The organism is Xanthomonas sp. D-109 (assembly GCF_017746095.1).
Taxonomy (GTDB): Bacteria; Pseudomonadota; Gammaproteobacteria; order Xanthomonadales; family Xanthomonadaceae; genus Xanthomonas_A; species Xanthomonas_A sacchari.
On sequence record NZ_JAGHWV010000001.1, the window covers coordinates 365,152 to 388,604 of the forward strand.

The following is a 23,453-nucleotide window of genomic DNA, read 5'->3' on the forward strand; positions in this document are numbered from 1 at the left end:
AGGGGGCTCAATCGTTGGATGTCTTGTAGCGCCGCAGAATGCCGCGCGCGCCGAGGCTGACCAGCAGCACGAACACGGTCAGCACCAGCGCGCCCGACCAGGCCAATTGCTGCCAGGTGGGGTAGGGGCTGCCGGCGAAGGAGTTCATCACCACCGGGACGCTCGCCATCGGCTGCATGATGTTGTTGTTCCAGTACTGGTTGCCGAAGGCGGTGAACAGCAGCGGCGCGGTCTCGCCGCTGATGCGCGCCAGCGCCAGCAGCACGCCGGTGACGATGCCGGCCGAGGCGCTGCGGTACAGCACCTGGACGGTCACCTTCCATTGCGGAATGCCCAACGACAGCGCCGCTTCGCGCATCTGCGCCGGCACCAGCCGCAGCATCTCGTCGGTGGTGCGCACCACCACCGGCAGCACGATGAAGGCCAGCGACAGCGCACCGGCCATGGCCGAGAAGCGCCCGCCGGTCTGCATCACATACAGCGTGTACACGAACAGGCCGAGCACGATCGATGGCGCCGACAGCAGGATGTCGTTGACGAAGCGCACCACCTGGCCGGTCTTGCGCGCGTTGCCGTATTCGGCCAGCCAGGTGCCGGCGGCCACGCCCAGCGGGGTGCCGATCAGCAGCGCCAGGCCGCACATCACCGCGCTGCCGAAGAACGCGTTGGCCAGGCCGCCTTCTTCGCCGGGCGGCGGGGTCATGCGCGTGAACAGGTCGAGGTTGATGCCGGCGATGCCCTTGGCCAGCAGCGTCCACAGGATCCAGCCCAGGAACACCAGCCCGAACAGCGCGGTGAGGCAGGACAACAGCAGCGCGAACACGTTGACCACGCGGCGGCGGGTGTACAGGCGGTGGGCGACGTCGGCGGCCATCAGTTGCCCTCCTTGCGCGACAGTTGCGCCAGCATCAGGCGGGCGATCGCCAGCACGATGAAGGTCACGATGAACAGGACGAAGCCCAGCAGCAGCAGCGCCGAGCGGTAGGTCTCGGTGGCTTCGCCGAAGTCGTTGGCGATCAGCGCGGCGATGGTGGTGCCCGGCTCCAGCAGCGACGGCGACAGGCGCACCGTGTTGCCGACCACGAAGGCCACCGCCATGGTCTCGCCGAGCGCGCGGCCCAGGCCCAGGAAGATGCCGCCGATCACCGCCGAGCGGGTGTAGGGCAGCACGATGTCCCAGCTCACTTCCCATTTGGTCGAACCCAGCGCATAGGCCGATTCCTTCAGGCGCGTCGGCACGGTCAGGAACACTTCGCGCATCACCGAGGAGATGAACGGGATCACCATGATCGCCAGCACGAAACCGGCGGTGAGCAGGCCGATGCCCAAGGGCGGGCCCTGGAACATCGGGCCGATCAGCGGCAGGGTGCCCAGGTGGTCGTTGAGCCACGGCGTGCCGTACTCGGTCATCACCGGCACCAGCACGAACAGGCCCCACATGCCGTAGATGATCGAGGGAATGCCGGCCAGCAGTTCGATCGCGGTCCCGATCGGGCCGCGCAGCCAGCGTGGCGACACCTCGGTGAGGAAGAAGGCGATGCCGTAGCTCACCGGCACCGCGATCAGCATCGCGATCAGGGCGGTGACCAGGGTGCCGTAGATCGGCGCCAGCGCGCCGTACTTGTTCTCGACCGGATTCCATTCGGTGGAATAGAAGAAGCTCAGCCCCTGCATCTGCAGGGCGTGGCGGCCGCCCCACAGCATCGACAGCGCCGCGCTGGCCAGGGCGACGAGGACGAACACGACGGTGGCGGTGAGGATCCAGCGGAACAGACGGTCGGCACGGGCGTCGCGCAGGTCGCGTCCGCGGGGCGCGTTGATCGCTTCGGGAATGACGGTGGCGTTCATGGGCTCGGTATGTGTCGGAGCGCGCGGCGGCGCGCTCCGATCGTGGCCGCGGCGGGGGTGGCCGCGCGCGGTGGGTGGCTGCGTCGCTCCCGCAAGGCGGGAACCCGAAAGTCCGAAGTACGTGATGCCGATACGGCGACCGGCGCTGCACTGTGCGGCGCCGGTGCGGGGGCGCGCGAGAGGCCTTGCGCGTCCGCGTGCGTGCTTCCGCCGGCGAGGGCGGAAGCGGTGTCGCGCTTACTTGAACTCCTTGCTCCAGTAGGTCTCGATCTGCTGCACCAGTTCCGGCGGCAGCGGCACGTAGTGCAGGGCGTCGGCCTGCGGCTGGCCCTTCTCGAACGCCCACTTGAAGAACTCCAGGGTCGCCTTGCTGCGCGCCGGATCCTTGGCCTGCTTGTGCATCAGCATGAAGTTGGTGGCGGTGATCGGCCAGGCCTGCGCGCCCGCGGCGTTGGTGATGACCAGGTTGAAGTCCTTGGCGTTGGCCCAGTCGGCCGACGCGGCGGCCGCGGCGAAGCTCTCGGCATTGGGCTGCACCCAGTTGCCGGCGGCGTTCTGCATCGACGCGTACGGCATCTTGTTCTGCAGCGCGTAGGCCAGTTCGACGTAGCCGATCGAGCCCTTGATCTGCTGCACGTACGAGGCCACGCCCTCGTTGCCCTTGCCGCCGACGCCGCCCGGCCACTGCACCGAGGTGCCTTCGCCGACCTTGCCCTTCCACTCCGGGCTGACCTTGGACAGGTAGTTGGTGAAGTTGAAGCTGGTGCCCGAGCCGTCGGAGCGGTGCACCAGGTTGATCTTGGTGTCGGGCAGGGTCACGCCCGGGTTCAGCGCGGTCAGCGCCGGGTCGTTCCACTTGCTGATCTTGCCCAGGAAGATGTCGGCCAGCACCGGGCCGGTCAGGCGCAGCTTGCCCGCGTCCATGCCGTCCAGGTTGACCACCGGCACCACCCCCCCAATCGCCGAGGGGAACTGGCCGAGACCGGTCGCGGCCAGTTCGGCGCTGTCCAGCGGCTTGTCGGAGGAGCCGAAATCGACCGTGCCGGCCTTGATCTGGGCGATGCCGCCGCCGGAGCCGATCGACTGGTAGTTGATCTTGTTGCCGGTGGCCGCGTTGTAGTCGGCCGACCACTTGGAGATCAGCGGATAGATGAAGGAAGCGCCCGCACCGGCAATCTCCGCGGCGGTCTTGGCGCCAGCGGCCGGGGCGGCGGCGGACGACCCGCCTGCCGCGTCGGCGGCACCCTGCTTGTCGCCGTTGCCGGGCTGGCAGGCGGTGACGGCGAAGGCCAGGGCGAGGGACAGGACGGCAATGCGCGCCGGCTGCAGTTTCATGGGGTCACTCCGTAGCGAAGAGCGCCGGGACATCCGGCGGGTGCTCGCTATGAAATGATATTTTTGTTACAGCCACATGACTTGGGCGCTGGTTGCGGACGCCATCACGGGTTGCGGTGGGCACGCCGTCTCGCAAGGCCGCGCCAGGCGGCTCGCCGGTCCGGCTGCCGGCAGGCCATGACCACGCGAGCGGGGAACAAAAAAGGCGCGGACCCTGCGGTCCGCGCCTTCGGGGTGTCGCCGTGCCGGCGCGCGCCGGCACGGGCGAGACGCCGGCTTACTTCATGTTCTGCGCCCAATAGGCTTCGATCTGCTTGACCAGCGGTTCCGGCAGCGGCACGTAGTCCAGCGCCTTGGCCTGCGCCTGGCCCTGCTCGAACGACCACTTGAAGAAGTCCAGCGCGGCCTTCGACGACGCCGGCTTCTTGGCCTTCTTGTACATGATGGCCCAGGTGGTGGCGGTGATCGGCCACGCGTCCTGGCCCGGCGCGTTGGTCATGATCAGGTTGAAGTCCTTGGCCGACTTCCAGTCCGCGGTGGCGGCGGCAGCGGAGAAGGTCTTGTCGTCCGGCATCACGAAACGGCCGGCGGCGTTCTTCATGCCGGCGTAGCTGAGCTTGTTCTGCAGCGCGTAGGCGTACTCGACGTAGCCGATGCCGCCGCGGATCTGCTTGACGTAGGCGGCCACGCCCTCGTTGCCCTTGCCGCCGATGCCGGCCGGCCACTGCACGGCGGTGCCTTCGCCGACCTTGCTCTTCCACTCCGGGCTGACCTTGGACAGGTAGTTGGTGAAGTTGAAGCTGGTGCCCGAACCGTCGGAGCGGTGCACGATGGTGATCTTCAGGTCGGGCAGGGCCAGGCCCGGGTTCAGCGCGGCGATCGCCGGGTCGTTCCACTTGCTGATCTTGCCCAGGAAGATGTTGGCCAGCGTGGTGCCGTCGAGCTTCATCGCGCCCGGGGCCACGCCCGCCACGTTGAACACCGGCACGATGCCGCCGATCACGACCGGGAACTGGCCCAGGCCGAACTTGTCCAGCTCCGCGCCGCTGAGCGGCTTGTCGGAAGCGCCGAAATCGACCGTGGCCGCCTGGATCTGCGCGATGCCGCCGCCGGAACCGATCGACTGGTAGTTGACGCGGTTGCCGCTTTTCTCGGCATAGGCAGCCGACCACTTCGACAGCACCGGATAGACGAAGCTGGAGCCTGCGCCGGTGACATCGGTGGCTTGCGCCGCGAGCGAAAACGTAGCGACCGCGGCGGCTGCCAGCAGTCGGAGCTTGAGGGAACGCATCGGGAGAACTCCTGGAATAGGTGGGAAGCCGGCACCCCTGCCGGCATCGAGTGCATTCCAAGACTTTTTCATGAACGTCTGAAGAAAAACAGATGTCAGTCCGGTGACAGCCTTACCGGGCGCGGATGCCTTCGTTCCGACACGAAGCTGACTCAAAACCGTCATGTCTTTGACGGAATCTTTACAAATGGTCGGGCCGTCGCACTGGGGCCGCACCGCACCCATCCCACCCTGCCACCACCCATCGGAGACATCCTAATGCGTTCTCATGTTCTCGCCACGGCGATCCTCGCCAGCCTCGGCCTGGCGGCCGCGCCGCAGGCGTTCGCGGCGAAGGCCAAGGCCAGCAGCAACCCGCCCGCCGTCAGCGCTGCCCAGTTGCAGCAGCTGCAGGCCCAGATCGAAGCGCTGCAGACCCAGGTCCAGCAACTGCAGGCGCAGTCGGAGGCCTTGCAGGCGCAGTCCGACGCGCAGTCGGAAGTGAATGTCGTGCAGGCCCAGGCGACCGAAACGGCGCAGGCCAGCGCCGCCAAGGTCGACAAGCTCGCCAAGCTGGTCAACGACAACAAGATCGGCGGCCGCATGTTCTTCGACCTGACCAACATCGACCGCACCAGCGGCGGCGCCAAGACCGCGGCCAGCGGCACCGGCCTGGACGTCAAGCGCTTCTACCTGACCGTCGACCACAGCTTCAACGAGATCTGGTCGGCCAACCTGACCACCGACTTCCAGTACAGCTCGGCGCTGTCCAACACCCAGCTGTTCGTCAAGAAGGCCTACGTGCAGGGCAAGTTCGACGACGCCTTCGCGCTGCGCATCGGTGCCGCCGACATGCCGTGGGTGCCGTTCGTCGAGAAGTTCTACGGCTACCGCTACGTCGAGAACACCCTGACCGACCGCCTGAAGTACGCCAACTCCTCCGACTGGGGCCTGCACGCCTTCGGCGACCTGGGTTCGCAGGTCAACTACGCGATGTCGGTGGTCAACGGCGCCGGCTACAAGAACCCGACGCGCGGCAAGGGCATGGACGTGGAAGGCCGCGTGGCCTACATGCCGATGCAGAACCTGGCCATCGCCGTCGGCGCCTACTCGGGCAAGCTGGGCAAGGAAACCGACATCCTCGACGCGCAGCACGACTACACCCGCGCCGATGCGATGGTCGCCTACGCCGATTCCAACTTCCGTCTGGGCGGCGAGTACTTCCAGGCCAAGAACCTCAACAACGTGCTGACGCCGGCCACCGACAAGTCCAGCGGCTGGTCGGTGTGGGGCAGCGTGGCGCTGACCGACGGCGGCATCAACGCCTTCGCCCGCTACGACAAGACCGACCTGAGCAAGACCATCGACCCGACCCTGGCCGACAAGTACTGGAACGTCGGCGTCGAGTTCCCGGTGCTGAAGAACCTGAAGCTGGCCACCGTGTACAAGTACACGCACCAGGACAACGCCAGCAAGAAGACCGACGTGGAAACCAAGGAATTCGGCGTCTGGGGCGACCTGTCGTTCTGATTCGCGGACGTTCCGCACGGTGTACGGAAGGCGGCGCATTGCGCCGCCTTCTTTTTTTTTGCGGCATGCTCGCCAAGGCCCACGCGATGGGGCGCATGCCGGGGTGCCCTTCACGGTTCGCGTCGACAGCCGTGGACGATGCGATGAATTGTGCGGCGCAGCACTTGTCATCGCCGATGCGCCTTCCTACTGTCGACCCATGCTCGCCCGTCTGTCCATGTTGATGTTGACCGCGTTGCTGGCGCTGTCCGCGATCCGTGCAGGATCGGTTGCAGCGGCGGCACCGGCAGCGCTGTGCGCGAGCGTCTGCGCCAGCGATGTCGACGCCGACCTCGATGGGGTGCCGCCCGAACTGGAGGCGCCGGCCGCCGATCCCGATCCGCACGACGCACCGCTCGCGGTCGCATCCGCGTTGTTTCCGCCGGCTCTGCGGATCGGGCCGGTCTTGCCCGTGCGCGCGGCCGCGCCTTGCCGCAGCTATCGCCGTCCCGCGCTGCGTCCTCCCGCCGTCGTCTGACGCCCGCATAGCCGCTGGCGATGCCGATCCTTCGCTTCTGCTGCTTGCGTCTGCGTCGTACCTACTGCGGTGCGGCCTCTCTCCCCCCGTGCCTGGAGATATCCCCATGCAACGTCTGCTCGACGGTTTTCGCCACTTCCGCAACGAGGTCTATCCGCGCCAGCGCGGGCTGTTCCGGCAACTCGCCGCCGGCCAGACCCCGCACACGCTGTTCATCACCTGCGCCGATTCGCGGGTGATGCCGGAACTGATGTTCGCCGCGCAGCCCGGCGAGCTGTTCGTCTACCGCAACATCGGCAACGTGGTGCCGCCGTACTCGCAGCACGTCAGCGGCGTGGTCGCGGCGATCGAGTACGCCGTGGCGGTGCTGCAGGTCGAGCACATCGTGATCTGCGGCCATACCGATTGCGGCGCGATGAAGGCGGTGCTCAATCCCGCGTCGCTGCAGGACGTGCCGACCGTGGCGGCCTGGCTCAAGCACACCGACAGCGCGCGCCAGGTCGCCGCGCAGCACGGCCATGCTGCCCATGCCGAGGACGCGCTGCACTGCCTGACCGAGGAGAACGTGGTCGCGCAGCTGGACCACCTGCGCACGCAGCCGGTGGTGGCGGCGCGGCTGGCGCGTGGCGCGCTGCGCATCCACGGCTGGATCTACGACATCGGCCATGGCGAGATCCGCGCCTTCGACGCCGAGCAGGGGCGGTTCCTGCCGCTGCTGCCGGAGGCCGGCCGACGTCCGCCCGATGCCACGCCGCCGCCGCGCCTGGCGCCGGTCCTGCGCAACGTCGCCGTCTGAGGAGCCGCCCATGCACACCATGACAGAGCACGCTCCGGCCGGCGCCTCCGCGCTGGCCCGTTACCTGCGCGGCGGCGCCTTCGGCCGCGACCTGCTGGCCTCGGTGGTGGTCTTCCTGGTCGCCTTGCCGCTGTGCATGGGCATCGCGATCGCCTCGGGCATGCCGCCGGCTGCCGGCCTGATCACCGGCATCGTCGGCGGCCTGGTGGTCGGGTTGATCGCTGGCTCGCCGCTGCAGGTCAGCGGCCCGGCGGCGGGGCTGGCGGTGCTGGTGTTCGAACTGGTCCGCGCGCACGGCGTGGCGGCGCTGGGGCCGGTGATCCTGCTGGCCGGCGCGATCCAGTTGCTGGCCGGGCTGTGCCGCGCCGGCGTGTGGTTCCGCATGACCTCGCCGGCGGTGGTCGCCGGCATGCTGTCGGGTATCGGCATCCTGATCGTCGCCTCGCAGGCGCACGTGCTGCTGGACGCGGCACCGAAGGCACGCGGCCTGGAGAACTTCGCCGCGTTGCCGGCGGTGCTGTGGCGCGCGCTGGACGCCGGCGTGGGCCGCGCCGCCCTGCTGGTCGGCCTGGGCACCATCGCGATCATGCTGGCGTGGGAACGGCTGCGTCCGCAGCGCCTGCGCTTCGTGCCCGGCGCCTTGCTCGCGGTGGTGGCGATGACCGCGCTGGTGCAGGTGCAGGCGCTGGACGTGCGCAAGGTCGACGTGCCCGCCAACCTGCTCTCGGCGATCCGCGTGCCGAGCCTGGACGACATGCTCGGCGTGCTCGATGCCACGCTGCTGCTGTCGGCGCTCACCTTCGCCTTCATCGCCAGCGCCGAGACCCTGCTGTCGGCGGCGGCGGTGGACCGCATGCACCAGGGGCCGCGCACCCAGTACGACCGCGAACTGGCCGCGCAGGGCGTGGGCAACATGCTGTGCGGCTTGCTCGGCGCGTTGCCGATGACCGGGGTGATCGTGCGCAGCGCGGCCAACGTGCAGGCCGGCGCGGCGACGCGCGTGTCGACCATGCTGCACGCGGGGTGGCTGCTGGTGTTCGCATTGCTGCTGCCGTGGCTGCTGCGGATGACGCCGGTGGCGTGCCTGGCCGGCATCCTGGTCTACACCGGGCTGAAGATGGTCAAGCTGGGGCAGGTGCGCGAACTGGCCGCCTACGGTCGCGGCACCGCCGCCATCTACCTGGCGACGACCTTCGCCATCGTCGCCACCGACCTGCTGACCGGCGTGCTGATCGGCTTTGCGTTGTCGCTGTTGCGGCTGGCGCTGCAGCAGTCGCGGCTGACGGTCGGGGTGCATGCGCATGAAGACGCCGGCGACGCGGGCGCGGGCGAGGGGGCCGGCAAGCTGCGCCTGTCGCTGGAGGGTTCGGCCACCTTCCTGCGGGTGCCGACGATGGCGCGGACCCTGGAGCGGCTGCCGCCGAATACCGAGCTGCACCTGGACGTGGCGCGGCTGCGCCACGTCGACCACGCGTGCCTGGAACTGTTGCGCGACTGGAGCCGCAACGCCGCGGCCCGCGGCTGCGCGCTGGTGGTGGACTGGAAGGAACTGGACCGGCGCGTGGAAGGGCAGCGTGCGGCGTAGTCGGTGGCGTGGCCGGCCGTGTTTCCTGTGAGTGATTCGAAGATCTGTAGGAGCGGTTTCAACCGCGACGCGCAGGCGAGGCAGTGTCGGCGGCGGAGACTGTCGCGGCTGAAGCCGCTCCTACAAGTGCTGCATGCAGCGAGCGTTTCGGTGGGGTGTAGGAGCGGTTTCAACCGCGACGAACGCAGCGGCGGACGTCGCGTGCCGTACACGTTGCCGGAGCCGACGACCAGCAGCCCGCGCCGGACAAAGCCCCAGACCATGCTGCGCACCGCTCAACCCGGCGTCTTGTCCTTGTACCGGCACAGGTCGCGGATCGCGCACTGCGGGCAGTCGGGCTTGCGCGCCTTGCACACGTAGCGGCCGTGCAGGATCAGCCAGTGGTGCGCGTCCTGCAGGAACTGCGCCGGCACCCGCTTGAGCAGGGAATCCTCGACCGCGCGCACGTCCTTGCCCGGGGCCAGCCCGGTGCGGTTGGCGACGCGGAAGATGTGCGTGTCCACCGCCATGGTCGGCTCGCCGAAGGCGGTGTTGAGCACCACGTTGGCGGTCTTGCGGCCGACCCCAGGCAGCGCTTCCAGCGCGGCGCGCGCACGCGGCACCTCGCCGCCGTGCTGCTCGACCAGGATGCGGCAGGTGGCGATGACGTTCTTGGCCTTGGCGTTGAACAGGCCGATGGTGGAGATGTAGCGCTTCAGCCCGTCCTCGCCCAACGCCAGGATCGCGGCCGGCGTGTTCGCCACCGGATACAGGCGACGCGTGGCCTTGTTGACGCCGACGTCGGTGGCCTGCGCCGAGAGGATCACCGCGATCAGCAGTTCGAACGGGCTGCCGTATTCCAGCTCGGTGGTCGGGCTGGGATTGAGTTCGGACAGGCGCGCGAACAGTTCGTGGATCTCGTCCTTGCTCAGCAGGCGTCCGCGCCGCGCGGGCGTGCTCGTGGTCGCGCTCATCGGCCGCCTCGCTGCGCCGCCTTGGCCTTGGCGCGGGCCAGGATCGCCGCCGCCGCGGCGGGCAGCGCCGGCGCGCTGGGGGCGGCGGTGGTCGTGCTCGTGGCGGTGGGTACGACTGCCTCACGCCGCGCCTGGCGCGCCGCGGCACGGCGTTGCAGCCGCGCGGTGCGCGCCCGATAGCGCGCGCGTGCGGCCCAGGCGTCGCGCAGGCGCTGCTGCGTGGCGAGCAATTGTGCGCGCAACTGAGGATGCGCCGGGTCCAGCGCGTCGTCACCGGGATCGGTGCCGCGGTAGTCCATCAGGCCGCCGTCGATCGCGGCATCCAGATCGTCGTCCAGAATCCAGCGCAGCAACTGCAGCGGCGTGGCGGGAGCGGGGGCGTGCGACATCGTGCGCGGGCTCAGCGGTTGCGGAACTGCGGCGGGCGCCGCTCCAGGAAAGCGCGGGTGCCTTCGCGCATGTCTTCGCTGGAGAACAGCAGGCCGAATTGCGCGGTCTCGTACTCCAGTCCCTGCTCGATCGCGCTCTCGCCGCCGATCTGGATCGCGTCGAGGATGCCGCGCAGCGCCAGTGGCGCGGCATCGGCCAGTTGTTGCGCCAACTGCAGCGTGGTCGCCTGCAGGTCGCCGGCGGCCACCACGCGGTTGACCAGGCCCAACTGCAGCGCGCGCGCCGCATCGATCGGCGCGCCGAGCAGGCACAGTTCCAGCGCCGCGGCGCGGCCGACCAGCCGCAGCAGGCGCTGGGTGCCGCCGAAGCCGGGAATCAAGCCGAGATTGATCTCCGGCTGGCCAAGGCGGGCGCCGTCGGCGGCCAGGCGCAGGTGGCAGGCCATCGCCAGTTCCAGCCCGCCGCCGAGGGCGAAGCCGTTGACCATCGCCAGCACCGGCTTGGGCATGCGCTCGATCCGGCGCATCAGGCGCTGGCCCAGTTGCGAGAAATCGCGGCCCTGCACCGGTGTCAGTTCGTTCATTTCGGCGATGTCGGCGCCGGCCACGAAGGCCTTCTCGCCGGCGCCGGTCAGCACCACCACGCGGATCTGCGGGTCGTCCGCGGCGTCGGCGAAGGTCGCATCCAGCGCCTGCAAAACCTGGCGATTCAAGGCGTTGAGCTTGTCGGCTCGATTCACGGTGAGGATGCGGATCGCACCCTGGGTATCGGCGAGGACCGGCGTGCCGGACATGTGCTTTCCTGGTTGTTAAAAAAAAGTGATGGGAACTCTGGGCGGGCCGCACCAGTCAGAGCAGCGTCGTCGGTAGCGGTTCCGCGCCGCGGCGGCTATCCTAACGCGTCATCTCAGGCGGCACGGGCCGCCCTGTGCCACCACCCTGGAGAATTGTTTGATGAAGTTGCGTTCTATTGCGGTCGCTGTCGCGGCCCTCGCCCTGAGCGGCAATGCGTTCGCCCAGGACACCTCGTCCGAGAAGGGCAAGCTGAGCTATTACTTCGGCTACGACTACGGCAACAACCTTGCCGAACTCACCGGCCGCGGCGAGCAGCTCGATATCAATGCGGTGGTGAAGGGCTTGCAGGACGCCTACGCCAAGAAGCAGCCGGCGGTCAGCGCCGACCAGCTGAAGCCGGCGGTGGAAGCGTTCCAGAAGCGCGAGCAGGCCCGCGCCCAGCAGGCCAAGGCCGACTACGAGAAGGCCGCTGCCGAGAACAAGACCAAGAGCGACCAGTTCATGGCCCAGAACAAGGCCAAGGCCGGCGTGCAGGTGCTGCCCAGCGGCGTGCAGTACCGCGTGATCGAGGCCGGCAAGGGTGCCAAGCCGACCCAGGCCAGCACCGTTCAGCTGGAAGTGGCCGGTCCGTATCCGTTCGGCCAGCGCCCGGCGCAGGCGCGTCCGGCGCAGCAGATCCCGGCGATCAAGGTCAGCGAAGTCGAGATGCAGGCCATGCGCGACACGCTGCTGCAGATGCCGGCCGGCTCCAAGTGGGAAGTGACCCTGCCGCCGGACAAGGCCTACGGTGCCGACCCGCGTACGCCGTTCCCGCCGAACGTGGCGGTGCAGTTCGAGATCAAGCTGGTCAGCGTCAAGTAAGCACGCTGGTTCAGTGCACGACGATTGCGCCGGCAGCGATGCCGGCGCAATTTTTTTGGGCAGGCGACGACGGCGCCGACGAATCGCGCTAGGCTGGCAAGGTGTCGAATCAGATGGATCCCGTTCCGCATGCCCCGCTCACGCCCTGCATCGGTATCTGCCGTCTCGATGCGCAGGGCTATTGCACGGGCTGCCTGCGCAACGGCGACGAAATCGCAGGCTGGCGCCGCATGAGCGACGCCGAACGCCGCCGCTACATGGACGAGGTGCTGCCGGGCCGCGGCTGGTCGCCATCGCCGGGACAGCGCCTGGCCGAACGCGCGCATCTGCTGCGCGCACTGCATCCGCTGCAGCAGCCGCCGACGGGGCCGGGCTGGAACCACCACGAGCTGCAGGATTTGTTGCCGGACGGCGCGCCGGTGGAAGCGGCGGTGCTGGCCGGCCTGGTGCCGCGCGCCGACGGCACCCACGTGCTGCTGACCCGACGCACCGACAGCCTGCGTCACCACGGCGGCCAGGTCAGTTTTCCCGGTGGCCGCATCGAGGCCAGCGACGCCGATGCGGTGGCCGCGGCGCTGCGCGAGAGCGAGGAAGAGATCGCGCTGGCGGCGTCCCAGGCCGAGCCGTTGGGCTATCTGGATCCGTTCGTCACCATCAGCGGTTTCCGGGTGATGCCGGTGGTCGCGGCGATCGATCCGCGCTTCGTGCCGCAGCCGCATCCGGGCGAAGTGGCCGAGGTGTTCGAAGTGCCCTTGGCCTACCTGATGGCGCCGGACAACCTGCGCAGCATCGAGACCGATTACCGCGGACGCCCGCGCGTGGTGCTGGAGTACGGCTGGCCCGGCCAGCGGATCTGGGGCGCGACCGCGGCGATCCTGCTCAACCTGCGCCGCCGACTGGAGCAAGCCGCATGACCGCAATGTCCCCCGCATGGCACACCCTGGTCGATGCGCCGGCAGTGGCCGCCGCGCTCGGCGATCCCGCGCTGCGCCTGGTCGATGCGCGGTTCGTGCCGGCGGCGCTGCTCGATCCTGCCGCGGCAGCGGCGGCGCGCGCGGCCTATGCGCAGTCGCACCTGCCCGGCGCGGTCTACGCCGATCTGAACGCCGATCTGTCCGATCTCGGCCGTCCCGGCCTGGGCCGGCACCCGTTGCCGGACGACGCGGCCTTCGCGCGCACCCTGGGGCAGTTGGGCATCGGCCCGCAGCACCAGGTGGTGGTCTACGACGCCGGCGATGGCAGCATGGCCGCGGCGCGGTTGTGGTGGATGCTGGGCCTGCTCGGCCATCGTCGGGTCGCCGTGCTCGACGGCGGCCTGGCCGAATGGCGCCGGCTGGGCCTGCCGGAAACCGACGCGGCCTCCGCGCCGTCGCCGCTGCCGCCGTATCCGCAGGCGTTCGATGTGGCGCGCATCGTCTTCGCCGAGGAGGTCGCCGCGCGTCTGCACGAGGCGCCGGGCTGGTTGCTGGATGCGCGCCCCGGCGAACGCTTCCGTGGCGAGGTGGAGCCGATCGACCCGCTGCCCGGACACGTGCCCGGCGCGCTCAACCGGCCGCTGGCGCAGAACCTGCGCGACGGCCGCCTGCGCCCGGCGCAGGAACTGCGCGCGGAACTTGAGCCGTTGCTGCAGGGGCGCGATCCACGCGAGGTGGTGCTGATGTGCGGTTCCGGCGTCACCGCCTGTCATCTGCTGCTGGCGCTGGAGCATGCCGGCCTGCACGGCGCGCGCGTGTATGCCGGCTCCTGGAGCGGCTGGATCGCCGATCCGGCGCGGCCGCGCGCCGTCGGCTAGGGCCGCGGCGCACACCGAACGCATGCACGATGGGGCGCGACACGGGCGGCACCATGCGCTGGCGTGAGGCCTGCGGGCTGGCGTTGATGCTGGGCCTGGCGGCCTGCGGCGAGCGACGTACGTCGGCCGATGGCGCCGACGCCTCGCCGCGCGCGCAATCGGCCACGCATTATCGCGAGGCGGTGGAGCGCAACCGTGCGCAGCGCCTGGCGACGTTGCGCGCGCCGTCGGGCTGGTTGAGTTTCACCGGCTCCGGGCGGTTGCACAGCGGCCTGCACCGGGTCGGCAGCGCACCGGACAACGACGTGCAGTTGCCGGCCGGTCCGGCGCATCTGGGCATGCTGCAGGTGGATCTGCAGGAGGGCGTGCACTTCCAGCCCGCCGCGGACGCGACGCTGCAGGTGAACGGCCGGCCGTTCGCCGGTGGCCGCCTGGAGACCGACGCGGCGCACGACACCCAGACCCGGCTGGCGCTGGGGGCGCAGGAGTTCTACGTGGTGCGCACCGGCAACCTGTTCGGCTGGCGCTTCCGCGATCCGCAGGCGCCGGCGCGCGCGCGCTTCCGCGGCATCGACTACTTCCCGATCGATCCGCAATGGCGGGTGGTGGCCGACTGGCATCCGGTGCCGGCGCCGCAGGCGATGGTGCTGCTCACCTCGATCGGCACGCCGCAGCCGCTGGCCCTGGTCGGCAGCGCCGAGTTCGTGCTGCGGGGGCGGCGCTACAAGCTGCAGGTCCTGCGCGACGGCGCCAGCCAGCGCCTGTTCCTGCCGTTCTCCGATCGCACCAGCGGCCGCGAGAGCTATGGCGGCGCCCGCTATCTGTTCGTGCCGGCGCCGCAGGGCGACCGCATCGTGTTGGACTTCAACCTGGCGCAGAACCCGCCGTGCGCATTCACCCCGCACGTGGTGTGTCCGCTGGCGCCGGTGGGCAATCGCCTGGACGTACCGGTGACCGCCGGCGAGAAGAACTACGTCGGCGCGCACTGAGCGGGTGCGGCACTCTTGTTGGATTGGTTCTCGGTCTCTTTTGCGGGATCGGCCGCGACCCGATGCGATCGGCAATGCCCGGTCGCGGCTGAAGCCGCTCCTACGACAGGGCGCGATCGGCGGACGGCGCATACGGCGCCAGCGCTACCGCCTCCAGCACCTGCGGCCAGGGGAAGCGCGGCCCTGGATCCAGCTTGCGCTGCACCTGCCGCGTCGGATCGTCGCTGGCCGGTTCCAGGCTGCGGTCCAGCGCCTCGTGTCCGGCGATGTGGCGCAACTGCGGCAGTTCCGCGCGCAACTGCTGCAGCAAGCGGATCAGCGCCTGGATCTGCGCCGAGGGGTAGTCTTCGCGCATCGCCTGGTGGCGCGAATCCAGCCACAGCGGATAGCGCCCGCGGTTGACCAGTTCGATGCCCAGCGACCGCGGGTTGTAGCCGCGCACGTGATGCGCGATGCGCTCCGCGGGCACGTAGCGATGCACGCTGCCGTCGCGGTCGATGTAGAAGTGGCCGCTGTTGCCGGTGCCCGACGGATACAGCACGCGCTCGCCGTACAGGCGCGCGCTGGCCAGGTCCGGCAACTCGGTGCAGTGGATCACCGCCAGCGTGATGCTGTCCGGCGCGCGCTCCTGCAGCAGGCCGACGTAGGGCAGGGGCGCATCGTGGATCGGCAACGGCGGGGTAGGCGACATGCGCGGATGCTAGCATTCGCCGATGACCCTGAATTCCGAAAGCCCGCTGGCGACTCTGCTGGCCACACTGCCGCGCGCCGGGCGCGTGGAATGGATCGGCCTGCGCCCGGCGCGCGATGTGCCGATGCACGAAGTCGACGCCGCCACCGCGCAGACCGAGGGCGGCCTGCACGGCGACCGCTACGCCGGCCGCAACGGCAAGCGCGGCGTGACCCTGATCCAGGCCGAACACCTGCCGGCGATCGCCGCGCTGGCTGGCCATGCGGCGGTGGCGCCGGCGACCCTGCGGCGCAACGTGGTGGTCTCCGGCATTCCGCTGATCGCCCTGAAGGGGCGCCGCTTCCGCATCGGCGAAGTCGAACTAGAAGGCATCGCGCCATGCGATCCGTGCTCGCGCATGGAGCAGGCGTTGGGGCCGGGCGGCTACAACGCCATGCGCGGCCACGGTGGCCTGTGCGCGCGCATCGTGCAGGGCGGCACGCTGCGGTTGGGCGATGCGGTGGTGGCGCTGTGAGCCGCGGCCACTGCATTCTCTCGCACGGCTTCGAGAGCGGGCCGGACGCGATCAAGGTGACCGCACTGGCCGAGGTCGCGGAGCGTCTGGGCTGGACCCAGTCGCGCCCGGACTACACCGACCTGGACGCGCGCCGCGACATCAGCCCGCTCGGCGACGTGCCGACCCGCCTGCAGCGCCTGCTGGAACTGGCGCAGGCGGCGGCGCAGCGCGGGCCGCTGGTGCTGGCCGGCTCCAGCCTCGGCGCCTACATCGCTGCGCAGGTGTCGCTGCACGTGCCGGTGCGCGGCCTGTTCCTGATGGTGCCGCCGACGCGGATGGGCCATCTGCCGGCGCTGGACGCGGCGCCGGTGCCGACCTCGGTGGTGCACGCCTGGCGCGACGAACTGATTCCCGCCGCCGAGGTGATCGCCTGGGCGCAGGCGCGCGCTGCGCGGCTGCTGCTGGTCGACGACACGCATCGCCTGGGCGAGCACGTGGCGACCTCGGCGCAGGCCTTCGCCGAGCTGCTGGAGCGCCTGTGAGCGCAGCCGACGACATGCTGTTGCGCGCCGAGCGGCCGGCCGACGCGGCGGCGATCGAGGCGCTGACCCTGGTCGCCTTCTTCCGCGTCGCGCACAGCCGCCACGACGAGCAGGACATCATCGAACGGCTGCGCGCGGACGGCGCGCTGACCCTGTCGCTGGTGATCGAGCACGAGGGCTACGTGGTCGGCCACGTCGCGGTGTCGCCGGTGAGCCTGTCCGATGGCAGCCGCGGCTGGTACGGCTTGGGCCCGCTGTCGGTGGGACCGGGCCACCAGCGCCAGGGCCTGGGCGCGCGGCTGGTGCGCGAGGCGCTGGCGCAGTTGCAGGCGCTGGGTGCGGCCGGCTGCGTGGTGCTGGGCGATCCGGCGTACTACGCGCGCTTCGGGTTCCGCCCGGAACCGGGGCTGACCCTGCCGGGCGCGCCGATCGAGGCCTTCCAGGCGCTGGCCTTCGGCGAGCGCCTGCCGCCCATGGCCGAGGTGGAATACCACCCGGCGTTCCTGTCCGCGCCCTGAGCCTGCACAGCGCGATGTCGCCCGGCGCGGGCCGGGTGCGCTAGCATCGTCCCGCACCTTCATCGAGGATCTACGCCGATGCGCCATTGATGCCGCCGTCTTCGCGACGGCCTTCGTCCTTCCTGCCGAGCGATCGGCGGGCACGACCGGCATCCATGGAGGTTCCCATGACGCATCCGCTGCTTGCGCTGGACGGCGCGACGTACCTCCTGCCCGATGGCAGGACCCTGTTTTCCGATCTGCACTTCGCGCTCGATGCGCGGCCTACCGGCCTGGTGGGCCGCAATGGCGTCGGCAAGAGCATGTTCGCGCGCCTGCTCGCCGGCGAACTGACACCCAGCGCCGGGCGCTGCGTGCGCCACGGTCGCCTGCATTACGTGCCGCAGCAGATCGCGCCGGCGCCGCACGCCACCGTCGCCGATCTGGCTGGGGTGGGCGCGGCGTTGCGGGCGTTGGCGCGGATCGAGGCCGGCAGCGCCGACGCGGCGGATTTCGACACGCTCGGCGAGCGCTGGGACATCGCCCAGCGCCTGCAGGCACAGCTACACGCGCACGACCTGGGCGCGCTGGAGCCGCAGCGCCTGGCCGCCACGCTCAGCGGCGGCGAGGCGATGCGGGTGGCGCTGATCGGCGCCTGGCTGGCCGAGGCCGATGCGTTGATCCTGGACGAGCCGACCCTGCACCTGGACGCGGCGCAGCGGCAGCGCCTGCGCGAGACGCTGCAGCGCTGGCCGGGCGGCCTGCTGGTGATCAGCCACGATGCGCTGCTGCTGCAGGACATGCAGCGCACGCTGGAACTGTCGCCCGGCGGGCTGCGCGACTATGGCGGCGACTACGCGTTCTACCTGCAGTGCCGGGCACGCGAGCGCGACGCCGCGCAGGCCGAACTGGCCCAGCACAAGCTGCAGCACGCGCGCGACAACGCCGCCTGGCAGGCGCAGCACGACCGGCAGCAGCGGCGCAGTGCGCGCGGGCGGCAGCAGGCAGGAGTGGCCAACCAGGCGCCGATCCTGCTCGGCCGGCAGAAACAGCGCAGCCAGGACAGCGCCGGCAAGCGCGTGCGCGACCATCAGGCCACCCAGGCTCGCAGTCTTGCGCGGATCGCCGAGGCCGCGCGCCAGGTGCAGCCGGACGCGCCGGTGGCGCTGTTCGCGCCGCCGCCGGCCGATGCGGCCAGCCGTCGCCTGGTCGAGCTGCAGGCAGTGCGGCTGCCGTTCGCGCCGGCGACGCGGCAGCCGCTGGACCTGGTGGTGCAGGGCGGCGCACGCATCGGCGTGGTCGGGGCGAACGGCAGCGGCAAGTCCACCCTGCTGCGGCTGCTGGCCGGGCAGGTGGCGGCGCTGTCCGGCACCTGCCGGGTACGCGCCGCCAGCGCCTACCTGGACCAGTCGTTGGCGGCGCTGGACCCGGACGCCACTGCGCTGGCGCAGGTGCAGGCCGCCGCGCCCGGCAGTGCGCTCGCCGAGTTGCGTACGCGGCTGGCCTTGCTCGGCCTGGACGCGCAGCGCATCGGCGTACCCTGCGGCCAGCTCAGCGGCGGCGAGCGGCTGAAGACTGCGCTGGCCTGCGCCTTCTACCGTATGCCGCCGGCCGAACTGCTGTTGCTGGACGAGCCGGACAACCACCTGGACCGCGAGGCCCGCGACGCCTTGCGCGCCGTGCTGCTGCAGTATCCCGGCGCGCTGCTGGTGGTGTCGCACGATGCGGACTTTCTCGACGCATTGCGCCTGCAGCAGCGCTTGCAGGCCGACACCGAGGCGTGGCGGCTGACGCCGTGGTGAGTGGATGCGGCGGCAGCGCTGCGCGATCCGGTCGGCGTGCCGTCCGGCTGCCTGGCGGGTGCGCAGGGTGCGGAAGAGGGCGTTGGCGGCCTGCTGCACGTCCGCGTTGCGGGGCGCCGTGTCGCTCCGCCGTCCGCATGTCGGCGCGGCCGGTGCCGAGCCTGCACGTCGCACGGCGCCCTGCCGACGAGCGCTCAGGCATCGGTGGAACGACTCACCGCCTCCCACGCGGCGATGTCCGCGCGCAGGCGGTCCAGCTTGTCGCCCACCAGGGCCAGCGCGTCGCTGCCCAGCAGCAGGTGCGCCGGCGGCGCGGGCGCCTGGATCAACGCCAGCATGGCCTGGGCGGCCTTGGCCGGGTCGCCGAGCTGGCGGCCGCTCTTGGCCTGGCGGGCGTCGCGGATCGGATCGAACAGCGCATCGTAGTCGGCGATGCTGCGCGGCGTCCTGACCATCGAGCGGCCCGCCCAGTCGGTGCGGAACGAGCCCGGCGCCATCGCGGTCACGTGGATGCCCAGCGCCGCGACCTCCTGCCCCAGCGCCTCGGAAATGCCCTCCAGCGCGAACTTGCTGCCGCAGTAGTAGGCGATGCCGGGCATGGTGATGAAGCCGCCCATCGAGGTGATGTTGACGATGTGCCCGCGGCGTCGCTGGCGCATGTAGGGCAGGACCGCCTGCATCATGGCCACGGCACCGACCACGTTGACCTCGAGTTGCCGACGCAGCGCGTCCAGCGGCGATTCCTCAAGGATGCCCTCGTGGCCGTAGCCGGCGTTGTTGACCAGCACGTCCAGCGGCCCGAGCGTGGTTTCGAGCGCGGCGACGAGGCCGGGAATGGCGTCGACGTCGGTGACGTCCAGCACGCGGCCGAACGCCCCGGCGCCCAGCGCCTCGAATTCCTGCCGCGCCTGCGCGCTGCGCACCGTGCCGACGACGCGGTGTCCGGCCGCCAGTGCCGCCTGCGCCAGCGCGCGACCGAAACCGCTGCTGGCGCCGGTGATGAGCAAGGTTTTCTGCTGCGTCATGGCACGCTCCTGATGGGGATGAGCGGCGAATGATGCGATGATCGATGCGCCGCGCCGATGCCGCGAACTCTGCGATCCTTGCCTGTTCCTATGACTGCTGCCGCCAGTTCCGTGGACCTGCTGCGCGCCCTGGCGCCACAGGAGGGCTACAACCTGACCGCCTTGCCGGATGTGCGGCTGCTGCGTTCGGACCGGCCCCTGGCCGACACGCCGGTGCTGTACGACCCGGGCATCGTCATCGTCTGCCAGGGCGCCAAGCGCGGCCATTTCGGCGATGCGGTGTACGTCTACGACGAGCAGCACTATCTGTCCGTCGCGGTGCCGGTGCCGTTCACCATGCAGTCCGACGGCAGTGCGGAGCGGCCGTTGCTGGCGCTGTACCTGCATCTGGACTTCCAGCTCGCGGCGGGGCTCATGGTCGAGCTCGATCAGGCCGGTCCGGTGCCGGAGGCGCAGGCGCCGGCGAGCATGCTGTCCAGCCCGATGGACGCGGCGCTGCGGGACACCGTGCAGCGCCTGCTGCAGGCGCTGAGCCGCCCGCTGGACGCGGCGATCCTCGGCCGTGCCCTGGTGCGGGAGCTGTACTTCCGCGTGTTGACCGGGCCGCAAGGTCATGGATTGCGCGCGGCCTTGGCGCAACAGGGTCACTTCGGTCGCATCGGTCGCGCCCTGCAGCGCATCCACCGCGATCACGCCGGGCGCCTCGACGTGGCGCAACTGGCGCGCGAGGCCGGGATGAGCACGCCGTCGTTCCATGCGCATTTCAAGGCGGTGACCCAGGTCGCGCCGATGCAGTACCTGAAATCGATCCGCCTGCACCAGGCGCGCCTGCTGATGGCGCGCGAGGGCATGACCGCGGCCAGCGCCTGCCATGCGGTCGGCTACGAGAGCGCGTCGCAGTTCACCCGCGAGTTCAAGCGCCTGTTCGGCCGGCCGCCGATGGCCGAAGCGCGGCGCATGCGCGCCGAGTTCGCGGTGCCGCCGGCCATGCCCGGCGCCGGATTCGTGGCCTCGCATTGAGCGCTGCGTCGCGGGCCGCGGCGGCGTCTGGCGCGCCACAATCACCTGCAACGGCGCGGCGCAGTCGCGACGCGAGCGCCGGCGGGCGACGTCGCGATGCCAGGCGCACGAGGCCAGCGACGGCCACGGCGCGCACGGCACCAGGGCGCTGCGCAGCAGGCAGGGGCGCACAGGCCCTGTGGTATTCTGCGCGCCGTTCCGGTGCGGTGCGTTCGCGTGCCCACTCCCCGATCCGCGGCCGCGGCCGCGGCAACGCCGGATCCGGCGCTGCGATGCGCCACGCGCGCGGTGCCCGCCGTGCCTCCCTCCCGTCCGTCCTGGTCCGCCTTCCGTGAAATTCTTCGTCTCCTGCGCCAAGGGCCTGGAATACCTGCTCGTCGATGAACTGCTCGCGCTCGGCGTGGCGCAGGCCACCGCCACCGTCGCCGGTGTCAATGCCGAAGGCAGCCTGCAGGACGCGCAGCGCGCGGTGCTGTGGTCGCGCCTGGCCAGCCGCGTGCTGTGGCCGTTGCAGTCCTTCGACTGCCCCGACGAGGCGGCGCTGTACGCCGGCGTGGCCGCGCTGCCGTGGCGCAGCCATCTGGCGCCGCAACACACCCTGGCGGTGGACGCGCATGTGTCCGGCACCGGCATCACCCACGCGCGCTTCGCCGCGCAGCGGGTCAAGGATGCGGTGGTGGACACGCTGCGCGGCGAGGGCCTGGAGCGGCCGTCGGTGGACGTGGAGCACCCGGACCTGCGCCTGAACCTGTCGCTGCGCAAGGGCCGCGCCACGCTGTCGGTGGACCTGGGCGGCGGCTCGCTGCACCGGCGCGGCTGGCGCCAGGCGCAGAACGAGGCGCCGCTGAAGGAGAACCTGGCCGCGGCGGTGCTGCTGCGTGGGCAGTGGCCGGCGCTGTATGCGCAGGGCGGCGGGCTGCTCGATCCGATGTGCGGCAGCGGCACGCTGCTGATCGAAGGCGCGCTGATGGCCGCCGATGTCGCGCCGGGGCTGCTGCGCGGCGAGCTGGCCGCGCAGCAGCGCGGCGATACCGATGCCGATGCCGCGCCGAGCCGCTGGCTGGGGTTCGACGTGGCGGCCTGGCGCACGCTGCTGGCCGAGGCGCGGCAGCGTGCCCAGGCCGGCCGCGCCGCATTGCGGCCGGTGCTGTACGGCAGCGACCTCGACCCGCATGCGCTGCGCGCGGCGCGCGAGAACGCGCAGGCCGCCGGCGTGGCTGAGGCGATCGCCTTCGCCGTGCACGACGTCGCCGCGTTGCCTGCACCGGCGCAGGCGCTGGGCACGGTGGTGTGCAACCCGCCCTACGACGAGCGCCTGGCGGCCGACGCGGCGCTGTACCGGCGCCTGGGCGATGCGCTCAAGCGCGCGGTGCCGCAGTGGCGCGCCAGCCTGCTGTGCGGCAGCGACGAACTGGCCTATGCCACCGGCCTGCGTGCGGCCAAGAAGTACCAGATGTTCAACGGCGCGCTGGAGTGCCCGTTGATCGTCTGCGACCCGATCGCGGTCGCGCCGCGCGCCGGCGCCACCGAGGAACCGCGCGCGCTCAGCGACGGTGCGCAGATGGTGGCCAACCGCCTGCGCAAGAATCTGCGCAAGTTCAAGACCTGGCGCGCGCGGGCGGGGATCAGTTGCTACCGCGCCTACGACGCCGACCTGCCCGAGTACGCGGCGGCGATCGACGTGTACCAGGAGGACGGCGGCCAGGCGCGCACCTTCCTGCACGTGCAGGAGTACGCGGCGCCGGACAGCATTCCCGACGCGGACGTGCGCCGCCGTCGCAACGAACTGCTGGCGGCCGCGCGCGAAGTGTTCGCGGTGCCCGCCGAACAGGTGGCGCTGAAGACCCGCGAGCGTGGCAAGGGCGGCAGCAAGTACGGCCGCTTCGAGCAGCGCGGCGAGTTCCTGGTGGTGCGCGAGCACGCTGCGCTGCTGCGGGTGAACCTGTTCGACTACCTGGATACCGGGCTGTTCCTCGATCACCGCCCGCTGCGCGGGGTGATGGCGCAGCAGGCGCGCGGCAAGCGCTTCCTCAACCTGTTCTGCTACACCGGCGTGGCCAGCGTGCAGGCGGCGGTGGCCGGCGCCGATTCCACCACCAGCGTCGACCTGTCCGGCACCTACCTGCAGTGGTGCGCCGACAACCTGGCGTTCAACGGCAAGGGCGGCGCCCAGCACCGGCTGGTGCAGGCCGACGCGCTGAGCTGGCTGGAGGCGGAGAAGAACCGCTACGACGTGATCTTCTGCGACCCGCCGACCTTCTCCAACTCCGCGCGCGCCGAGGATTTCGACATCCAGCGCGAGCACGTGCGGCTGTTGCGCGCGGCGGTGGCGCGGCTGATGCCCGAGGGCGTGCTGTACTTCTCCAACAACTTCCGCCGCTTCAAGCTGGACGAGAACGCGCTGGCCGAGTTCGCGGTGTGCGAGGAAATCAGCGCGCAGACCCTCGATCCGGACTTCGAGCGCAACCCGCGCATCCATCGCGCCTGGCGTCTGCAGCGGCGCTGAGCGCGCGGCGCCTCGTGTGCTTTTCTGTAGGAGCGGCTTCAGCCGCGATGGGCGTTACCGGTAACGCCCATCGCGGAGCGTAGTGCGCTGTTCCTTCTCCATCAGGGAGAAGGTGCTCCGAAGGGGCGGGTGAGGGTACGGGCGAAGCCTGGTGTCCTCCATCTCTGCGAGTCGCTTCGCGCCGTACCCTCACCCCAACCCCTCTCCCGGGGGG

At 70.7% G+C, this 23,453-nt stretch carries 23 protein-coding genes; 14 read left to right on the forward strand and 9 right to left on the reverse strand.

The genetic code is table 11. From position 1 onward, the window contains the following. Positions 1 to 7: 7 nt before the first annotated feature. From pstA to pstS (J7357_RS01535), 4 genes are all read right to left on the reverse strand, one after another. Complete coding sequence (gene pstA, locus J7357_RS01520; protein ID WP_209244876.1) at positions 8 to 877, reverse strand: phosphate ABC transporter permease PstA; 870 nt, start codon at positions 875 to 877, stop codon at positions 8 to 10. Further along, entirely contained in the window at positions 874 to 1,848 is a 975-nt protein-coding gene (gene pstC / locus J7357_RS01525; protein WP_209244349.1) for a phosphate ABC transporter permease subunit PstC, read from the reverse strand. The genes pstA and pstC overlap by 4 nt, the downstream gene beginning before the upstream one ends. 237 nt (positions 1,849 to 2,085) lie before the next feature. Next, entirely contained in the window at positions 2,086 to 3,183 is a 1,098-nt protein-coding gene (pstS, locus tag J7357_RS01530) for a phosphate ABC transporter substrate-binding protein PstS (protein WP_209244351.1), read from the reverse strand. Between the two features lie 277 nt (positions 3,184 to 3,460). Then, positions 3,461 to 4,474: a phosphate ABC transporter substrate-binding protein PstS gene (pstS, locus tag J7357_RS01535; protein WP_010343974.1), complete on the reverse strand. Its 1,014-nt coding sequence runs from the start codon at positions 4,472 to 4,474 to the stop codon at positions 3,461 to 3,463. A 258-nt stretch (positions 4,475 to 4,732) separates the two neighbouring features. Here pstS (J7357_RS01535) and J7357_RS01540 point away from each other — a divergent pair, with 258 nt between their 5' ends. From J7357_RS01540 to J7357_RS01555, 4 genes are all read left to right on the forward strand, one after another. Next, entirely contained in the window at positions 4,733 to 5,983 is a 1,251-nt protein-coding gene (locus tag J7357_RS01540) for a porin (RefSeq protein WP_209244353.1), read from the forward strand. Between the two features lie 199 nt (positions 5,984 to 6,182). Then, complete coding sequence (locus J7357_RS01545) at positions 6,183 to 6,500, forward strand: hypothetical protein (protein WP_209244355.1); 318 nt, start codon at positions 6,183 to 6,185, stop codon at positions 6,498 to 6,500. Positions 6,501 to 6,606: 106 nt separating this feature from the next. Continuing rightward, entirely contained in the window at positions 6,607 to 7,296 is a 690-nt protein-coding gene (locus J7357_RS01550) for a carbonic anhydrase (protein ID WP_019801843.1), read from the forward strand. Positions 7,297 to 7,315: 19 nt separating this feature from the next. Then, positions 7,316 to 8,881 carry a SulP family inorganic anion transporter gene (locus tag J7357_RS01555; protein ID WP_209244877.1) on the forward strand — a complete coding sequence of 522 codons (1,566 nt, stop codon included), beginning with the start codon at positions 7,316 to 7,318 and terminating at the stop codon, positions 8,879 to 8,881. A gap of 275 nt (positions 8,882 to 9,156) precedes the next feature. On the opposite strand, the gene nth is transcribed toward J7357_RS01555, so the two are convergent. The 3 genes from nth to J7357_RS01570 are packed head-to-tail and all read right to left on the reverse strand — an operon-like array spanning position 9,157 to position 11,017. Beyond that, positions 9,157 to 9,834 carry an endonuclease III gene (gene nth / locus J7357_RS01560; protein ID WP_209244357.1) on the reverse strand — a complete coding sequence of 226 codons (678 nt, stop codon included), beginning with the start codon at positions 9,832 to 9,834 and terminating at the stop codon, positions 9,157 to 9,159. Further along, positions 9,831 to 10,223 (reverse strand): hypothetical protein, encoded by a 393-nt coding sequence (locus J7357_RS01565; protein ID WP_209244359.1) that lies wholly within the window; start codon positions 10,221 to 10,223, stop codon positions 9,831 to 9,833. Before J7357_RS01565 ends, nth begins: the two co-directional genes overlap by 4 nt. An 11-nt stretch (positions 10,224 to 10,234) precedes the next feature. Continuing rightward, positions 10,235 to 11,017, reverse strand: coding sequence for an enoyl-CoA hydratase-related protein (locus J7357_RS01570; protein ID WP_209244360.1), 783 nt, complete (start codon positions 11,015 to 11,017; stop codon positions 10,235 to 10,237). Between the two features lie 160 nt (positions 11,018 to 11,177). On the opposite strand from J7357_RS01570, the gene J7357_RS01575 reads away from it, so the two are divergent. The 4 genes from J7357_RS01575 (at position 11,178) to J7357_RS01590 (ending at position 14,660) form a co-directional block, all read left to right on the forward strand. Beyond that, a complete protein-coding gene (locus J7357_RS01575) occupies positions 11,178 to 11,879 on the forward strand; it encodes an FKBP-type peptidyl-prolyl cis-trans isomerase (protein WP_209244362.1) in 702 nt (233 codons plus the stop codon). A 113-nt stretch (positions 11,880 to 11,992) separates the two neighbouring features. Beyond that, a complete protein-coding gene (locus tag J7357_RS01580) occupies positions 11,993 to 12,793 on the forward strand; it encodes a DUF1289 domain-containing protein (protein ID WP_010343964.1) in 801 nt (266 codons plus the stop codon). Beyond that, a complete protein-coding gene (locus J7357_RS01585; RefSeq protein ID WP_209244364.1) occupies positions 12,790 to 13,671 on the forward strand; it encodes a sulfurtransferase in 882 nt (293 codons plus the stop codon). The genes J7357_RS01580 and J7357_RS01585 overlap by 4 nt, the downstream gene beginning before the upstream one ends. Positions 13,672 to 13,724: 53 nt before the next feature. Beyond that, positions 13,725 to 14,660 (forward strand): DUF1684 domain-containing protein, encoded by a 936-nt coding sequence (locus J7357_RS01590; protein ID WP_209244878.1) that lies wholly within the window; start codon positions 13,725 to 13,727, stop codon positions 14,658 to 14,660. A 100-nt stretch (positions 14,661 to 14,760) separates the two neighbouring features. Here J7357_RS01590 and J7357_RS01595 read toward each other — a convergent pair whose 3' ends face one another. Continuing rightward, complete coding sequence (locus J7357_RS01595; protein WP_209244366.1) at positions 14,761 to 15,351, reverse strand: N-acetylmuramoyl-L-alanine amidase; 591 nt, start codon at positions 15,349 to 15,351, stop codon at positions 14,761 to 14,763. A 22-nt stretch (positions 15,352 to 15,373) separates the two neighbouring features. Here J7357_RS01595 and J7357_RS01600 point away from each other — a divergent pair, with 22 nt between their 5' ends. The 4 genes from J7357_RS01600 to J7357_RS01615 all read left to right on the forward strand — a co-directional run bounded on the left by J7357_RS01600 (position 15,374) and on the right by J7357_RS01615 (position 18,688). Beyond that, the gene (locus J7357_RS01600; RefSeq protein WP_010343960.1) at positions 15,374 to 15,865 is read left to right on the forward strand and encodes an MOSC domain-containing protein; all 492 of its coding nucleotides are present in this window, start codon (positions 15,374 to 15,376) and stop codon (positions 15,863 to 15,865) included. Next, positions 15,862 to 16,389 (forward strand): alpha/beta fold hydrolase, encoded by a 528-nt coding sequence (locus tag J7357_RS01605; protein ID WP_209244368.1) that lies wholly within the window; start codon positions 15,862 to 15,864, stop codon positions 16,387 to 16,389. Before J7357_RS01600 ends, J7357_RS01605 begins: the two co-directional genes overlap by 4 nt. 14 nt (positions 16,390 to 16,403) lie before the next feature. Then, positions 16,404 to 16,907 carry an N-acetyltransferase gene (locus J7357_RS01610; RefSeq protein WP_209244879.1) on the forward strand — a complete coding sequence of 168 codons (504 nt, stop codon included), beginning with the start codon at positions 16,404 to 16,406 and terminating at the stop codon, positions 16,905 to 16,907. A gap of 167 nt (positions 16,908 to 17,074) precedes the next feature. Next, entirely contained in the window at positions 17,075 to 18,688 is a 1,614-nt protein-coding gene (locus tag J7357_RS01615) for an ABC-F family ATP-binding cassette domain-containing protein (RefSeq protein WP_209244370.1), read from the forward strand. Between the two features lie 194 nt (positions 18,689 to 18,882). Here J7357_RS01615 and J7357_RS01620 read toward each other — a convergent pair whose 3' ends face one another. Continuing rightward, positions 18,883 to 19,713 (reverse strand): oxidoreductase, encoded by an 831-nt coding sequence (locus J7357_RS01620; RefSeq protein ID WP_209244372.1) that lies wholly within the window; start codon positions 19,711 to 19,713, stop codon positions 18,883 to 18,885. 90 nt (positions 19,714 to 19,803) lie between these two features. Here J7357_RS01620 and J7357_RS01625 point away from each other — a divergent pair, with 90 nt between their 5' ends. After that, a complete protein-coding gene (locus J7357_RS01625; RefSeq protein WP_209244374.1) occupies positions 19,804 to 20,733 on the forward strand; it encodes an AraC family transcriptional regulator in 930 nt (309 codons plus the stop codon). Positions 20,734 to 21,064: 331 nt separating this feature from the next. After that, positions 21,065 to 23,239: a bifunctional 23S rRNA (guanine(2069)-N(7))-methyltransferase RlmK/23S rRNA (guanine(2445)-N(2))-methyltransferase RlmL gene (gene rlmKL, locus J7357_RS01630; RefSeq protein ID WP_209244376.1), complete on the forward strand. Its 2,175-nt coding sequence runs from the start codon at positions 21,065 to 21,067 to the stop codon at positions 23,237 to 23,239. Positions 23,240 to 23,453: the final 214 nt, after the last annotated feature.